This is a genomic window from Streptomyces sp. NPDC127114, from assembly GCF_042677525.1.
GTDB lineage: Bacteria > Actinomycetota > Actinomycetes > Streptomycetales > Streptomycetaceae > Streptomyces.
Window position 1 is genome coordinate 97514 of record NZ_JBHXTJ010000024.1, and the last position, 14175, is coordinate 111688.

A 14175-nucleotide genomic window follows, 5' to 3' on the forward strand; every position below is an offset into this window, starting at 1 on the left:
GCTGAAGGTCATCGGATTTTCCGACGGCTGACGGGAACAAACGCCCGGCTGAGAGCAACTCCACATCACATCGTCATCACGAAGGCACGGGAACGACCAAGGTCGGTACTCACTCCCTGTAACGTCGATTGGGTGCGTACCGACATCTTTGCCCGGCTGGACCGGGAGCCGGAACCGCCGAAGATAGAGGTCCCGCGGATGACCCGTACGCGTCTCGCCCTCTTCGGCGGGACGCTGGCGTTCTATCTGGCCATCGTCGTCGCCGTACTCCTGTCGACGTGGCTGGTGACCCTCGACTGGAAGATCATGCTCTTCCGGCCCTACCAGCAGTGGCAGGAGCTCCACGCCTTCCTCGACTACTACGTGGTCCTGGGCCAGCGCGGCCCGACCGCCGTGATGGTCGCGGCCTGGCTCGGCTGGCGCTCCTGGCGCCAGCACACCCTGCGGCCACTGCTCTGCCTCGGCGCCGCGCTGCTGCTGCTGAACGTGACCGTCGGCGCGGTCAAACTCGGACTCGGCCGCCTCGGCCCCCACTACGCGACCCAGGTCGGCTCCGCCGAGCTGTTCGCGGGCGGGGATATATTCCCCTCCGGCCACACCGCGAACGCGGTGGTGACCTGGGGCATCCTGGCCTATCTGGCGACCACGCCGAGGGCCCGCCGCTATCTCTCGGCGCTGTCGGCCGTGGTCGCGCTGGGCGTCGGCCTCACCACCGTCTACCTGGGTACGCACTGGCTGAGCGACGTGCTGCTCGGCTGGGCCGCCGGCCTGCTCATCCTGCTCGCGCTGCCCTGGTGCGAGCCGGTGCTGGCGGTGGCGGAGGCCTGGATCCTGGGCGTGCGCGACCGGCTGCGCGAGCAGCTGCGCTCCCGCCGCCGCTTGGTGCCCTCGCTGCCCGTCGCCGGCGGAGGCCCGCTGCCGGGCCATCTGTTCCCGCCGCGCCCGGGCGCCGAGGAGCCGGTCCGCGAGGCCGTCGGCGCCGGCTCGGGCCGGAGCACGGCCGCGCGGGGCACGGCGCGCCCCGGTCAGCCGCTCGCCGCTCCCCGGACGGCGCACCCCTCGCACCACACGGGGCATCACGCGGTGCGCTCGGAGCGCGGTCCGGTCGGCCCGGCCGGCAGCCGCCGTCCCCCGCACTCGCGTCCCGCGACGGGCGGCTGAGCCGCCGCACGCGTACGGGAGAGGGCCCCGGCCGATCGTCGGCCGGGGCCCTCTTCCTGTCGCTCCCTGTCGGCCCCCTCCCGCGTCGGGCCGCGGCACGCGGGCGGTCCCTCCGCGCGGGCGCGGTCTCTCCGCGGGGCGCGGTCAGCCGAGCCAGACGCGGGTGACGACGCCCTCCTCGACCTCGAAGTTGATGCGCCCCTCCAGGTACTCCATGGTGATGATCGAGCCGGGCGGGAGGCTGCGCACGACGCTCCAGCCGCGGACCCGGGCGAGCCGCTCGGCCTCCTCCCGGTCGAGCCCCACATACGTTTCGGAAGCGTGGTCGGGTGCGTGTTCGGATGTCATGCAGATCACGTTAGTACCTCGCCGGTCACGCTTGTGTCACAGGTTCTCGACATATGTTTGACGCGTCTCCGTCAGTCGGCGACGACGGTTTCCAGCCGTTTCCCGGGTAATTCACGGGCTCCTCCGCGAGCCGCCCACGGTGAACGCGCACACCGTCGGCAAGCGCTTCCCGAATTCCGTACGCGCGTGCCACGTCCGGGAATTCGGGCGGACCGGCAGACCAGGCGGAATTCACGATTCCCCCGCATCACGCGCACACGGTCCGCCGACCGGACGACGCGCCGGTCCGCCTCCCGCACCGCCCGCGCGACGGAGGCCATCATCCGGGGATGGGTACCGAGACCGAGACCGCGGCCGTCGAATCGCCGCGGCAGCGGCATGGCCGGATCGTGGTCGACTGGATCACCACGACCGACCACAAGAAGATCGGCCACCTGTACCTGGTGACCTCGTTCGTCTTCTTCCTCGTCGCCGGGGCGCTGGCGATGGTGATGCGGGCCGAGCTGGCCCGGCCGGGGCTCCAGCTGGTGTCGAACCTGGAGTTCAACCAGGCCTTCACCCTCCACGGCACGATCATGCTGCTGCTGTTCGCGACGCCCACCTTCGCCGGCTTCGCCAACGAGCTGGTGCCGCTCCAGATCGGCGCGCCCGACGTGGCCTTCCCGCGGCTCAACATGTTCTCGTACTGGCTGTTCCTCTTCGGCGGCCTGATGGTGCTGGGCTCCTTCCTCACCCCCACCGGGCCCGCCGCCTTCGGCTGGACCGCCTACGCCCCGCTCAACAGCGCGCTGCGCTCGCCCGGGATCGGCGTCGACCTGTGGATCATGGGGCTCGCGTTCTCCGGCTTCGGCACGATCCTCACCTCGGTGAACTTCCTGGCAACGATCATCGGGATGCGGGCGCCCGGCATGACGATGTTCCGGATGCCGATCTTCACCTGGAACGTGCTCTTCACCGCGATCCTCGTGCTCGTCGCCTTCCCCGTCCTCGCCGCGGCCCTGCTGGTCCTGGAGTCCGACCGGCGGTTCGGCTCGGTCGCCTTCCAGGCGCAGAACGGGGGCGCGCTGCTGTGGCAGCACCTGTTCTGGTTCTTCGGCCACCCCGAGGTCTACATCATCGCGCTGCCGTTCTTCGGCATCGTCAGCGAGATCATCCCGGTCTTCGCCCGCAAGCCGCTGTTCGGCTACGTGACGCTGATCGCCGCGACGATGAGCATCACCGGGCTCTCGGTGGTCGTATGGGCGCACCACATGTTCGTGACCGGGGCGGTGCTGCTGCCCTTCTTCTCGATGCTGTCGTTCCTGATCGCGGTGCCGACCGGGGTGAAGTTCTTCAACTGGACCGGGACGATGCTGCGGGGCTCGCTGTCCTTCGAGACGCCGATGCTGTGGGCGACCGGCTTCCTCGTGTCGTTCCTGTTCGGCGGGCTCACCGGGGTGATCCTGGCGTCGCCGCCGTTGGACTTCCACGTCACCGACTCGTACTTCGTGGTGGCCCACTTCCACTACACGGTGTTCGGCACCGTCGTCTTCGCGACCTTCGGCGGCTTCTACTTCTGGTGGCCCAAGTTCACCGGCCGGATGCTCGACGAGCGCCTCGGAAAGATCCACTTCTGGACGCTCTTCGTCGGCTTCCACCTCACCTTCCTCGTGCAGCACTGGCTGGGCGCGGAGGGCATGCCCCGGCGGTACGCGGACTACCTGGCCGACGACGGCTTCACGGCGCTCAACACGGCGTCGACGATCGGCGCGTTCCTGCTCGGCGCGTCCACGCTGCCGTTCCTCTACAACGCGTGGCGGACCTGGCGGTACGCGCCGAAGGTCGAGGTGGCCGACCCGTGGGGCTTCGGCCGCTCGCTGGAATGGGCGACCTCGTGCCCGCCGCCCCGGCACAACTTCCTCGAAGTGCCGCTGATCCGCTCCGAGTCCCCCGCCTTCGACCTGCACCACCCCGAGTTCGCGGAGTACGAGCGGATGCGGATCACGAGCCCGCCGCCGGAGCGCCGGCCGACCGGTCGAGGCCCCGGGACAGCAGGTCCCTGAGCGCCCGCACCCGGTCGACGAGCTCCGGCGGGTCGAGGACCTCGAACTCGAAACCGATCATCGACACGTGGACGACCATCAGGTCGAGGCTGTGGGCCCCGGTCCGCAGCACGCAGGAGTGCTCGCCCTCGGCGGTGAGCGTCCCGTCGGCGGCGCCCACGGCGGCGGCCGCCTCGGCGAGCGGCACGTGCAGCCGGATGGTCGCCTCGGTCGCGTACGCGGCGGTGGACACGCCCTTCGCCACGTAGGCGGCCAGGTCATCGGCGGGCGGTTCCCGGGGCACGAAGCGGGGACCGTGCGGCGGCGTCGGCGTGATCCGGTCGGCCCGGAAGGTGCGCCAGCCGGCCCGGTCCAGGTCCCAGGCGACCAGGTACCAGCGGCGCTCGCTGCACACCAGGCGGTGCGGCTCCACGGTCCGGCGGGTGGCGGAGCCGCCGTGGTCGCGGTACGCGAAGCGCAGCCGCTCGGCGTCCCGGCAGGCGTTGGCGAGTTCCGTGAGGACGGCCGGGTCGATCCGGTCGCGCGGGGTGCGCAGCATGGGCACGGTGTACGCGTTGAGGGCGCCCACCCGGCGGCGCAGCCGCCCGGGCAGCACCTGCTCCAGCTTGGCGAGCGCGCGCACGGAACTCTCGCCGATGCCCTCGATCCCCTGCCCGGCGGCGGCGCGGAGCCCGACGGCGACGGCGACCGCCTCCTCGTCGTCGAGCAGCAGCGGCGGCAGCTCCGCCCCGGCGCCCAGCTGGTAGCCGCCGCCCGTACCGGGCGTGGCGTTGACCGGGTAGCCCAGCTCCCGCAGCCGGTCCACGTCCCGCCGCACGGTCCGCGGCGTCACCCCGAGCCGCTCGGCGAGCTCGGCACCCGACCAGTCACGGTGTGCCTGGAGCAACGAGAGCAGACGCAGCAGTCGCGCGGAGGTCTCCAACATGGCGACGAGTCTGCCAGCGATCGCGGACGGATACGGTCCGCGATCGCGGAAGGGGTCCCCTGAGGCCGTCCCCCTGGGCCGCTGCGGGCTCCCCCGCCCTTCCTCCGCCTCAGCGGAAGCGGCGGACCAGTCTTCCCGCCGCCGCCTTCGCCGAGTAGACGGCGTCGACCGCCGCGCCCACCGCGCGGTGCGTGGCGGCGCGGAAGGCGGGGTGGGTGCGGGGGCGGGACAGGGAGGCCGAGGCCAGGTCGGTCCAGATCGTCTCGTGGCGGCCGGCGATCCGTGCCGGGTCGAAGCGCTCGGAGGCCACCAGCGCGGCCTTGGCCGCCCGGGCCCTGGCCTCGTCGTCGTTGATGAGGGCGAGCAGCGCCGCCGCGACCGCCGCCGTGTCGTCGACGGGGACGAGCCGGCCGTCGACGCCGTCCTCGATGATCTCGGCGGGGCCGTGCGGACAGTCGGTGGAGACCACCGGCAGCCCGCAGCGCATCGCCTCGACGATGGTCATGCCGAAGGACTCGCGCCGCGAGGTGACCGCGGCCAGCGAGCCCTTGGCCCACTCCGGCTCCATCGGGTGGGCGGTGCCCATGAGGAAGACGTGCTCGCCGAGGCCGAGCCGCTCGACCTGCTTCGCCAGCGTCTTCTTCAGGTTGTCGGAGGCGTCGCCGGTGCCGTAGATCCGCAGCTTCCAGTCCGGGCGGGCGGCGGCCACGTCCGCGAAGGCGTCGATCAGCAGGTCGTAGCGCTTGACCGGGGTGAGCCGGCCGGCCGCGACGACGACCTTCGACGCGGGGTCGGCGGGCGGCAGGCCCGGCGCGGGCACGCTGTTGGGCACCGTGTCGACGCGCACGCCGGGCAGTCCGAGCGCCCGGTAGGAGCGGGCGTCGGCCTCGGTGACCGTGGTGACCGCGTCCAGGAGCGCGTACTCGTGCCGGATGTCGCGCCGCAGCCGGTAGCCGTGCCCGTCGAGGGTCAGGTGCTCCTGGCCGACGAGGACGGGGCCGCGCGGCGCCTGCCGGGCGAGCTGGACGTTGAGCCCGGGGCGGGTCGCGACGACCACGTCCGCGTCGACGGAGGCGAGGTGCGCGCCGATCCGGGCGTCGGTGAGCGCGCTGTACTGCTTCCAGCGGCCGTCGCCGCGCGGGAAGACCCGGGCGGGCCGGTGGAAGTCGGGGTGCTCGCCGTCGTAACCCGGGCTCTTCTTCCGCAGGTCGACGAGGTGCCGCAGCGTCACACCGGCGGGCACGCCGAGGATCGGCTCGTCGCGGTGGCGGAACACCGAGACGATCTCGACCTCGTGACGGCCCGCCAGCTCGGCGGCGAGCGTGAAGGTCGCCCGGATCGTCCCGCCGATGTGGTAGCCGTTGTGGAGCAGGAAGGAGATGCGCATGGGCGTGCCGGTTCCCCCCGGTCAGGTGCGTGGTCGTGGGCGACTGTACTGCCCCGGCGCGTCGGTGTTCACGGCCGGTATCCCAACTGGGGGACGGAAGCACAGGTCCTGTTCATGTCGCCCTGGGCGACCCAGCCGCGTCCGTCGCGCCAACGGGCCACGGACAGACAGGTCTCACGGGTCTTCGGCGGCTCGGCGAGGTGCTCGAAGCGGACCGGCAGCAACAGCCCGCGCGCGGTGTACGGCTCCGCCCGGTTGACGTACTCCTCGACGCAGGGACGGGTGAGCCCGCCGGGTGCGGCGAGGCAGGAACGCGCCGCGTCCGTGAACCACATGGCCGCCGCCCAGCCCTCCAGTTGCCACTGCGAGAGCGGCTGGCCGCCCATCGCCGCCCGGAACTCCCGTACGGCCGGGAAGGACGTGTCGTCGTGGTTGCGGCTGGAGCCGGTCACGTAGAGCGCGGCCCGGCAGCCGGGCGACTTCGCGTAGTCGCGCGGTACCGACGAGGACCAGTTCTGCACGTTGGTCACCTTCGCGGCGACCCGTACGCCGGAGGCCTCCATCGCCTCGCACAGCCGGGCGTTGCCGTGGGTGTCCATCGCGTCGAAGACGACGTCGGCCTTCTGCGCGCGCAGATCGGCCGCCACGGCGCGGAAGTTGGGCAGGACGAAGTCGACCTGCTCGTCGACGACCCGGTAGCCCTCGGCGCGCAGCCCCTGGGAGATCAGCCGGGCGTACGCGGCGGAGGCGGCCTGGTTGTAGGAGACGACGGCGGCGGTACGGGCGCCGAGGTGGGTCCTGAACCAGCGGTAGACCTCGGTGCCGCCGTACAGGACCCCGTTCCAGCCGGGCTCTTTCCCGGTGCGCGGGGCGGAGCTGCCGTAGATCCCGTAGAGGTGCGGGTACGTCTCGTAGGCCGGGGTCAGCGGCTGTCCGCCGATGTCGGGGACGCCGGCCCGGGAGACCCGCGGGGCTCCCGCGTAGTCGAGGGCGGTGGTGGCGACCAGGGCGAAGACCTTGCGCTCGTCGACCAGCCGGTGCACGCACGCGTTGTTGCCGATGCCGCTGCCGCCGTCGTCGCAGGTGATCGCCTCGATCCGGCGGCCGTCGAGCCCGCCGCGGGCGTTGAGGGCGGCGAAGTAGGCGAGGGCGCCGTCGCGCGGACCGGTGAAGGTGCCTCCGCCGACGGGGCTCGTGGCGCTGGTGATGATGCCGACGCGAAGCGGCTCACCGCCGGAGGGGTTGACGGTGGGCCGCGTCTCGAAGGCGCGCTCCGGAAGCCGGCTGCCGCAGCCCGCGACGAGCGCGGCCAGGACGGCGAGGAGCAGCGCCAGTGCCGTCTCAGCAGCCCGGGACGGTCGCACCACTGACCTGGACGAGTCCGCAGAGGGTCTTCACGGAGACCTTCCAGGTGTCGTTCTGGAGGACGGAGGTGCCCTTGGCGTCGGGCAGGGCGGTGTTGCCGGCGACGAGCAGGTCGTAGGTGACGTCGGCGCCGGACGGCGAGGTGAAGTCGACCTTCTTGACCTTCACGGAGGTCTGCTGGGCGTTCTTGTCGCCCGCGAAGGCGGCGAGGACCGGTGCCATGCTCTCGCCGTTCTCCAGCAGCTTCACCCGCTCGGCGGTCGGGGTCTTCGGGTCGAAGAAGGCGGTCCAGTTCCTGGTGATCTCCGCCTTGGCCGCGACCGGGTCGGCCGGCTGGTCGCTGGGCGGGGCGGTCGTCGTGGAAGGAACGGGAGGCACCGTGGGCGTGGCCTCGTCGGAGGCGGAACCGCCGTCGTCCGAGCAGCCGGCGACGACCGGCGTGAGGGCGAGGACCGCCGCGGCGGCGAAAGCGGCCGCGCGTCGCTTGAGAACCATCTGGCTCACCACCGGAGGGCCGGACGCGAGGGCAGACCGGACGGCCTGCCGATTCCAGGGTGTGCCGATCGCGGACATAGCGCAAGGAAGGGAACTAAAGAGAACATAAAGGGTGTGGGTGAGGTGTGAGTGTGTGACGTCCCGACCGAAGTGAGAGGGAGGTTCCCGTGCCGTCGATTCCGCGGTCGGTCCGCCGGACGCCCGCTCCCCGGCTCCTGCTGTGGGGCGGGCTCGTGGCGGCGGCGGCCGGCGCGGTGCTGTGCGTCCTCGGCTGGTACGGGATCTCGGGCGAGCGCTTCGCGGAGCGCCAGCTGCCGTACCTGGCCTCGTGCACGGTCCCGGGGGCGGCGCTGATCGTGGCAGGGGCGGTGCTGGTCGTGGGGGCGCTGTGGACGCACGGGGGCGCGGGTGGGGAGGCGGCGGCGAGGGCGACGGAGGAGCGGCCGGCCGAGGAGCCTGCGGAGGCCCCTTCCTCGGAGGAGCCGCCGCTGCGGGTGCCGGGCGGGACGCTGGCCCACCGGCCGGACTGTCCGCTGGTGGCGGGGCGGCCCGAGGCGGAGCCCGCGGGGGACGCGGAGCTGGCTCCCTGTCCGGTGTGTGAGCCGTGGCCTCGCTGACGTACGACCTCGTGCTCGCCGGGCTCGCCGTCGGCAGCGCGGCGGCGCTCACCGGCATCGGACTGATCGTCACCTACCGGGCGACCGGCGTCCTCAACCTGGCGCACGGCGCGGTCGCCATGATCTGCGCGTACGTGCTGCGCCAGCTGGTGGTCGAGTGGGGCTGGTCGCTGCCGCCGGCCGCGCTGGTGACGCTGCTCGTGGTCGCGCCGGGCGTCGGCCTGGTCCTGGACCGGGCGGTGTTCCGGCCGCTGGCGCTGGCCGGCGCGGGCCCGGCGCAGACGCTCGTGGCGTCGATCGGCGTGTTCGTGCTGCTCGTCGGCGCGGCGGCGCTGATCTGGGGCGGCGGCGCGCGGGACGACGCACCCGTGCTGCTCGGCGACGACCCGTGGGCACAGCTCGCGGCAGCGGTGGCGCTGGCCTGTCTGGTGGGCGCGGTGACCCGGTGGACCCGGTTCGGCCGGGAACTGCGGGCGGTCGTCGACAACCGGCCGCTCGCCGTCCTGTCCGGCATCCCGGCGGACCGGGTGTCGGCGGCGGGCTGGGCGTTCGGCTCGTTCACGGCGGGCCTCACGGGCGTGCTGCTCGCGCCGTACGTGCGGCTCGACCCGTACGGGATGCCGCTGCTGGTGGTCGAGGTCATCGCGGTGGCGGTGGTGGCCCGGATGCGGAGCCTGCCGGTGGCGGTGGTGACCGCGCTCGCGCTCGGCGTGGCGCAGGCCCAGCTGACTCGGCTGCACCCCGGCGGCTGGCCCGGCGAACTGCTCCAGGCGGTGGGGGCGAACCTGTTCGTGGTGGCGCTGCTCGTGGCGGCGCTGGTGCTGCCGGGAGTGGGCGACACCGACGCGCTGCCGCCACCGCGGGCCGCGCCGCGGGTCCCGCCGGGCGTCTGGCTGGTGGCGGCCGTGCTCTTCCTGCTGCCGCTGGGCTTCGCGGGCGAGGACCTGACGACGGCGGTGCAGGTCCCGGCGCTCGCGGTGGTCCTGCTGTCGCTGGTGGTGGTCTCCGGCCGGGGCGGGCAGATCGCGCTGGGCCAGGCGGCGTACGCGGGTCTCGGCGCGCTGTTCACCGGCCTCCTCACGGCGGCCGGCCTGCCGGAGCTGGTGGCGCTGGGCGTGGCGGTGCTGTGCGTGGCACCGCTCGGTCTGCTGACCGGCCGGCCCGCGATCCGCCGCCACGGACTCGCCCTCGCCCTGGCGACCCTCGCGGTCGGGGTCGCGGTGAGCCGCTTCGTCTTCGCGCAGCCGTACGCGACGGCGGGCGTGACGCTCGACCGCCCGGCGGGCTTCGGCCACGACCGCGCGTACTACGTGCTGGAGCTGGTGCTCCTGGCCAGCTGCCTGCTCCTGGTCGCCGCCCTGCGCCGGGGCCGCACGGGCCGCGCGCTCGCGGCGCTGCGCGACCACGAGCCGGGCGCGGAGGCGGCGGGCGTCCCGGTGGCACGCCTCAAGCTCCTCGCCTTCACCCTGGGCTCGGCCCTTGCCGCGCTGGGCGGCGGCCTCCTCGGCATGGGCGTCCGCGCCTTCGACCCCGACGCCTTCGACCCGGTGCGCGGCCTCCTCTGGTTCGCCGCCGTCCTGGTCCTCGGCGCCGACACCCTCCTCACGCCCCTCCTGGCCGCCACCCTCCTCGTGGCCCTGGACGCCGGCTCCCACGCGGGCGTCGCGGCGGCCCTGATCGGCCTCCTGGCCACCCTGACGGGCCGCATCCCCCCACTCGTCCCGGCCCTGCTGCCGAAACCGCGCCGGACGACGACCCCCGCGAGCGGCCCGACGACGACCGCCGAAGCCGCCCGGGCCCGCGCCCGCCGCCCCCCGGCGTCCCGCGCCTCCGCTCCGGGCCCCCCAGGCCGGCAGCCGCCCGCCCCGGCACCGCCGGAGACCCCCACGACGCGCGACGCCACCCATCCGCTCCCGGCCGCCGTCCGGCCTGCGGCCGGGGCGCCCCCGAACACCACGGGCCCGGCCCGCCCGGGCGAAGGCCCGGGGCAGGGCGGCCACCCGGCCGCCCCGGCGGAAGGCCACCGGACGAGGGGCCGAGACCCGGCGGCCTCTGCAGACGCCCCGTCACGCGCCGCAGAACCGGCGGACGAAGCCCCGCCCCCACGGGCGGGACGGGCGGAAGCCACCCGCCCGGACGAAGACCCCGGCCGGACCGGCCGCCCGAGCGCCCCCGCCGAAGGCCGAGCGAAGAGCCGGCACCCCGCGGCCTCTGCCGACGCCTCATCACCAGCCGGAGAACCGACGGACGAAGCCCCGCCCCCACGGGCGGGACGGGCGGAGGCCGGCAGTGCGGCCGGAGGGCGGGTGTCGGGCCCGTCGGTCGCGGGCGGCGGCGGACCGGGGGCCGGGCGGTCGTCCGCGCGCCGGCCGCAGGCCCGTCTCGTCGCACGTCGGCTCAGCCTCACCTATCCCGGTGGGCTCACCGCTCTCGACCGGGTCGACCTCGATCTCCGGGCGGGTGCGGTCACCGCCGTCGTCGGGCCGAACGGGGCGGGCAAGAGCACGCTGTTCGACTGTCTCGCCGGCACCCTGCGGCCGACCGCCGGCCGGGTCGCGCTCGACGGGGTGGACATCACGACGCGGGCCGCCCACACCCGGCACCGCCTCGGGATCTCGCGGACCTTCCAGCAGCTCGCCGTGTTCCCGTCGCTCACGGTCGAGGAGAACGTCCGCGTCGGCGCCCGCGGCCGGGACACGGAGAAGGCCGTCGAGCAGGCGCTGCGTCTCGTCGGGCTCGCGGGGCCGGTCCGGCGGGCGGCGGCGGCCGGGCTGCCGACCGGGACGCTGCGCCGGGTCGAGCTGGCCCGGGCTCTCGCGGCCGGGCCGCACACCCTGCTCCTGGACGAGCCCGCCGCCGGGCTGGACGCGGGCGAGACCGACGCCCTCGCCCGCGTCCTCGCCGCCCTCGCCGCCGACGGCCTCGCCGTGCTCGTGATCGAGCACGACCCGGATCTCGTCGCGGGCATCGCCCGCACCGTCCACACCATGGAGGGCGGCCGGATCGTGTCCAGGAGCGGGCCATGACCGTCGAGATCGCCCTCCGCGCCGCGCGGGTCCGTTACGGCCCGCTGGAGGCCCTGCACGGTCTCGACCTGGCGCTGCCGGCCGCCACCGTCACCCTGCTGCTCGGCCGCAACGGCTCCGGCCGCACCACGGCGCTGCGCGCGCTCGCCGGGACGGTGCCGCTCGCCGCCGGACGCGTGCTGTGGCGCGGTACGGACGTCACCGGGCTGCCCGCCCACGCCCGGGCCCGCCGCGGGCTCTGCTTCGTACCGGATCTGCGGGCGGTGTACGCGACCCTCACCGTCGCCGAGAACCTGGACCTGGTGGCCCCCGGCCGCCGGGACGCGGCCCTCGCCGCCTACCCGGAGCTCGCGCCGCTGCTCGGCCACCGCGCCGGCACCCTCTCCGGCGGCGAGCGGCGCATGCTCGCCCTCACCCGCGCGCTGCTCTCCCCCGCCCGCGTCGTCCTCGTCGACGAGCCGTCCCTCGGCCTGTCCCGGGCCGTCGCCTCCCGCACGTACGGCCTGCTCGCCGCACTCGCCCGCCCGCCCCACTCGGCGGCGGTCGTCCTGGCCGAGCAGCGCGTCCCGCGCGGACTGCCGCCGGGCTCGCTCGCGTACGAACTGAGCCGGGGCTCCCTCGCCGGCGCCGGCGAGCTCGTATAGGAGGCCGTGAACCGTACAGCACGGAGGGCGCTGCTAGAGCGGGGCGATCCGCAGCATCGTGCCGATCGTCAGCCGGTTCGGGTCGGGGCCGATCGCCGAACGGTTCGCGGCGTACAGCGCCTGCCAGCCGCCCTTGACGGCGAACCGCCGGGCGATACCGCTGAGCGTGTCGCCGGGCTGCACGACATGGGCGCGGCCGCTCAGGCCGTACCGCCGCGAGCACACCGGCCAGGCCCCCCAGCCCTGGACGCGCAGCACGCCCTCGGCGACCGTGATCTGCTGGGCCCGCGTCGCCAGGTCAGCGCGCCGGGCGTAGCGGCGGCCGCCGAACTCCTCCCAGGTGGGCTGCCAGAACTGCAGCCCGCCGTAGAAGCCGTTCCCGGTGTTGGCGCGCCAGTCCCCGCCGCTCTCGCACTGCGCGACGCAGCCCCACGGCCACTGGTCCTTCACGCACGCCTCGACGGGCGTGGGAGCGGCAGAGCCGGCCACGACCGGCACGGCGGGGGCGACCCCGGCGGCTGCCGCTGCAGGCACCCCGGCGGGCGCCCCGGCCGCTGCCGCCGCGGGCGCCCCCGCCCTCGCCGTGCCCGTCGGCCCCGCGCCCGCCACGGCCTGCGCCGGCGGCGCCAGCAGCGCGGCCGTCAGCAGGCATCCGGTCGTCCACCATCGGATCTTCGACATCGGGGCAGGCTAGGCAGCGGCCCCGGAGCCCGGCCCCGTGCCGCGCGGAACGCCGTTCACATCCCACCCGGTCGGCGGCACGGCCCGCGGCGCCGCTCCTCAAACATTTGTCGGCCCTCCACGCGTGACCCCGGCCGAGCCTTCCCCGTTGAACTCGGCATGAGACGACCGGGAACCGCCCGCCGTCGCACGCAATGAGTCCAGGGAGCCCCCCGTGCCGCGCATGCTCGACGTCAGCGAGGACGTACGCGCCGAGATCGGCGACGAAGAAGCCGACCGGCTGCTCGCCGGCGACAACGCCCCGGGCAGCTACGACTGCACCTCCTGCCGGACCCCGGGCGACTCCGAGCAGGAGCGCACCAGCACCGTCCTGTTCGTCGGCGAGGAGACCGCCGTCCTCGCGTTCGCCCACGCCAGCTGCATTCCGTCGCAGGTCGTGCGGGTCGCCGAGGAGCAGCTCCAGGGCGCCGTCGCCTCCATCACGGCGGCCGACGCCGCCGGCTCGCTCTCCGCCGCCCACCCGGAGCAGGCGGTCCTCGGCGTCACCAGCGGTCTGGTCCTGATCCAGGGCGAGCTGCACCCGGCGCTCGTGGTGGAGCCGACCGCGCCCGTCGCCCGCCCCGGCTCGGAGGGTCTGACGGACGAGTTCCTGCCCCTGCTCGTCGAGCAGGGCTTCCAGCCGGTCGCCGACCTCGAGCACACGCCGGCCCCGCTGCCCGGCTGGTCGGTCCTGGTCGCCATGGGCCAGCTGCACTCGGTGCTCCAGCCGGGTACGGGCGGCACGGGTCAGGTCGCCTGGTGGCAGGCGCACCAGCCGCTCCAGGTCACCGAGGGCTGGCGGGCCGCGGCGAACAAGTCGCACACGGTGCTCGTCTTCGCCGCCCCGGTCGGTTCGATCGGGCAGCAGCCGCGCGAGGACCTGCTGCGCGACGCGCTGGAGAAGGCCGCGGCCAACGGGCGCCTGGTGGCCGCCGCGATGCCGCTGGCCGGCACGTGATGGACCACCCGCGACCCGGCATAGGGCCGGCCCGCGTCCCGGGGGTGCCGACCGTGCCGCGCCCCCGGGCTCCGCTTTCGGAGGCGTACCGCCCGCATCTCACGGACGGCGGGGTCGTTGGCACATACGTGCACGCATACGACCCTTTCCGCCAGCAGTATCCGAGTCCGACCCCGAGTCCCGTGCCGAGCGGGATCCCCGCGATGCGCCCGGCGCAGGACGGTTCGGCGGGTTTTTCGGCGACTCCGATCTACGACGCCCTGTACTCCGAGTACCGCCGGTCGTTCCGTACGCTGCCGGGCGACCGCAGCGGCGAGGAGGAACTGGGCTTCCGGGGCTTCGCCGGCACGGGAGCGGCGCGGCACCGCCAGCAGACGGGCTGGTCGTCGTCGGCGTACGCGCTGCCGCCGGGTTCGCGGAGCGGCGGCATGTAGCGCCTGCCGGACCGGAGGAACGGCCGAGGGCAGGTTTTAGGTAGTGTAGTTCT

At 74.4% G+C, this 14175-nt stretch carries 13 protein-coding genes; 7 read left to right on the forward strand and 6 right to left on the reverse strand.

Annotated elements, in window-relative coordinates:
- The first annotated feature begins 132 nt into the window (after positions 1-132).
- The gene (locus ACFVGS_RS23730; RefSeq protein ID WP_384416372.1) at positions 133-1161 is read left to right on the forward strand and encodes a phosphatase PAP2 family protein; all 1029 of its coding nucleotides are present in this window, start codon (positions 133-135) and stop codon (positions 1159-1161) included.
- A 144-nt stretch (positions 1162-1305) separates the two neighbouring features.
- Here the strand turns inward: ACFVGS_RS23730 and ACFVGS_RS23735 are convergent, their stop codons facing one another.
- Positions 1306-1509, reverse strand: a complete 204-nt coding sequence (locus ACFVGS_RS23735; RefSeq protein WP_384416374.1) for an I78 family peptidase inhibitor — start codon at positions 1507-1509, stop codon at positions 1306-1308.
- Between the two features lie 329 nt (positions 1510-1838).
- Here ACFVGS_RS23735 and ctaD point away from each other — a divergent pair, with 329 nt between their 5' ends.
- A complete protein-coding gene (ctaD, locus tag ACFVGS_RS23740; RefSeq protein ID WP_385693588.1) occupies positions 1839-3551 on the forward strand; it encodes a cytochrome c oxidase subunit I in 1713 nt (570 codons plus the stop codon).
- Here the strand turns inward: ctaD and ACFVGS_RS23745 are convergent.
- The 4 genes from ACFVGS_RS23745 to ACFVGS_RS23760 all read right to left on the reverse strand — a co-directional run bounded on the left by ACFVGS_RS23745 (position 3490) and on the right by ACFVGS_RS23760 (position 7723).
- Complete coding sequence (locus ACFVGS_RS23745) at positions 3490-4476, reverse strand: helix-turn-helix transcriptional regulator (protein ID WP_384416380.1); 987 nt, start codon at positions 4474-4476, stop codon at positions 3490-3492. The genes ctaD and ACFVGS_RS23745 overlap by 62 nt on opposite strands.
- Before the next feature lie 109 nt (positions 4477-4585).
- Positions 4586-5863: a glycosyltransferase gene (locus ACFVGS_RS23750; protein WP_384416383.1), complete on the reverse strand. Its 1278-nt coding sequence runs from the start codon at positions 5861-5863 to the stop codon at positions 4586-4588.
- Positions 5864-5931: 68 nt separating this feature from the next.
- On the reverse strand, positions 5932-7227 hold the full coding sequence (locus ACFVGS_RS23755; protein ID WP_385693589.1) for an ABC transporter substrate-binding protein: 1296 nt from the start codon (positions 7225-7227) through the stop codon (positions 5932-5934).
- On the reverse strand, positions 7205-7723 hold the full coding sequence (locus ACFVGS_RS23760; RefSeq protein WP_384416389.1) for a hypothetical protein: 519 nt from the start codon (positions 7721-7723) through the stop codon (positions 7205-7207). Before ACFVGS_RS23760 ends, ACFVGS_RS23755 begins: the two co-directional genes overlap by 23 nt.
- Before the next feature lie 167 nt (positions 7724-7890).
- Here ACFVGS_RS23760 and ACFVGS_RS23765 point away from each other — a divergent pair, with 167 nt between their 5' ends.
- Genes ACFVGS_RS23765 through ACFVGS_RS23775 form a run of 3 tightly spaced genes read left to right on the forward strand, consistent with a single transcriptional unit; the run spans position 7891 to position 12010 of the window.
- On the forward strand, positions 7891-8340 hold the full coding sequence (locus ACFVGS_RS23765; protein WP_384416391.1) for a hypothetical protein: 450 nt from the start codon (positions 7891-7893) through the stop codon (positions 8338-8340).
- Positions 8328-11366, forward strand: coding sequence for an ATP-binding cassette domain-containing protein (locus tag ACFVGS_RS23770; protein ID WP_385693590.1), 3039 nt, complete (start codon positions 8328-8330; stop codon positions 11364-11366). Before ACFVGS_RS23765 ends, ACFVGS_RS23770 begins: the two co-directional genes overlap by 13 nt.
- Positions 11363-12010 (forward strand): ATP-binding cassette domain-containing protein, encoded by a 648-nt coding sequence (locus ACFVGS_RS23775; RefSeq protein ID WP_385693591.1) that lies wholly within the window; start codon positions 11363-11365, stop codon positions 12008-12010. Before ACFVGS_RS23770 ends, ACFVGS_RS23775 begins: the two co-directional genes overlap by 4 nt.
- A 33-nt stretch (positions 12011-12043) precedes the next feature.
- Here ACFVGS_RS23775 and ACFVGS_RS23780 read toward each other — a convergent pair whose 3' ends face one another.
- Positions 12044-12691: a transglycosylase family protein gene (locus tag ACFVGS_RS23780; protein ID WP_385693592.1), complete on the reverse strand. Its 648-nt coding sequence runs from the start codon at positions 12689-12691 to the stop codon at positions 12044-12046.
- 214 nt (positions 12692-12905) lie between these two features.
- Between ACFVGS_RS23780 and ACFVGS_RS23785 the strand changes: the two genes are divergently transcribed.
- Positions 12906-13688 carry a hypothetical protein gene (locus ACFVGS_RS23785; RefSeq protein WP_384416402.1) on the forward strand — a complete coding sequence of 261 codons (783 nt, stop codon included), beginning with the start codon at positions 12906-12908 and terminating at the stop codon, positions 13686-13688.
- Positions 13689-13891: 203 nt separating this feature from the next.
- A complete protein-coding gene (locus ACFVGS_RS23790; protein ID WP_384416405.1) occupies positions 13892-14122 on the forward strand; it encodes a hypothetical protein in 231 nt (76 codons plus the stop codon).
- The last annotated feature ends 53 nt before the right edge of the window (positions 14123-14175 follow it).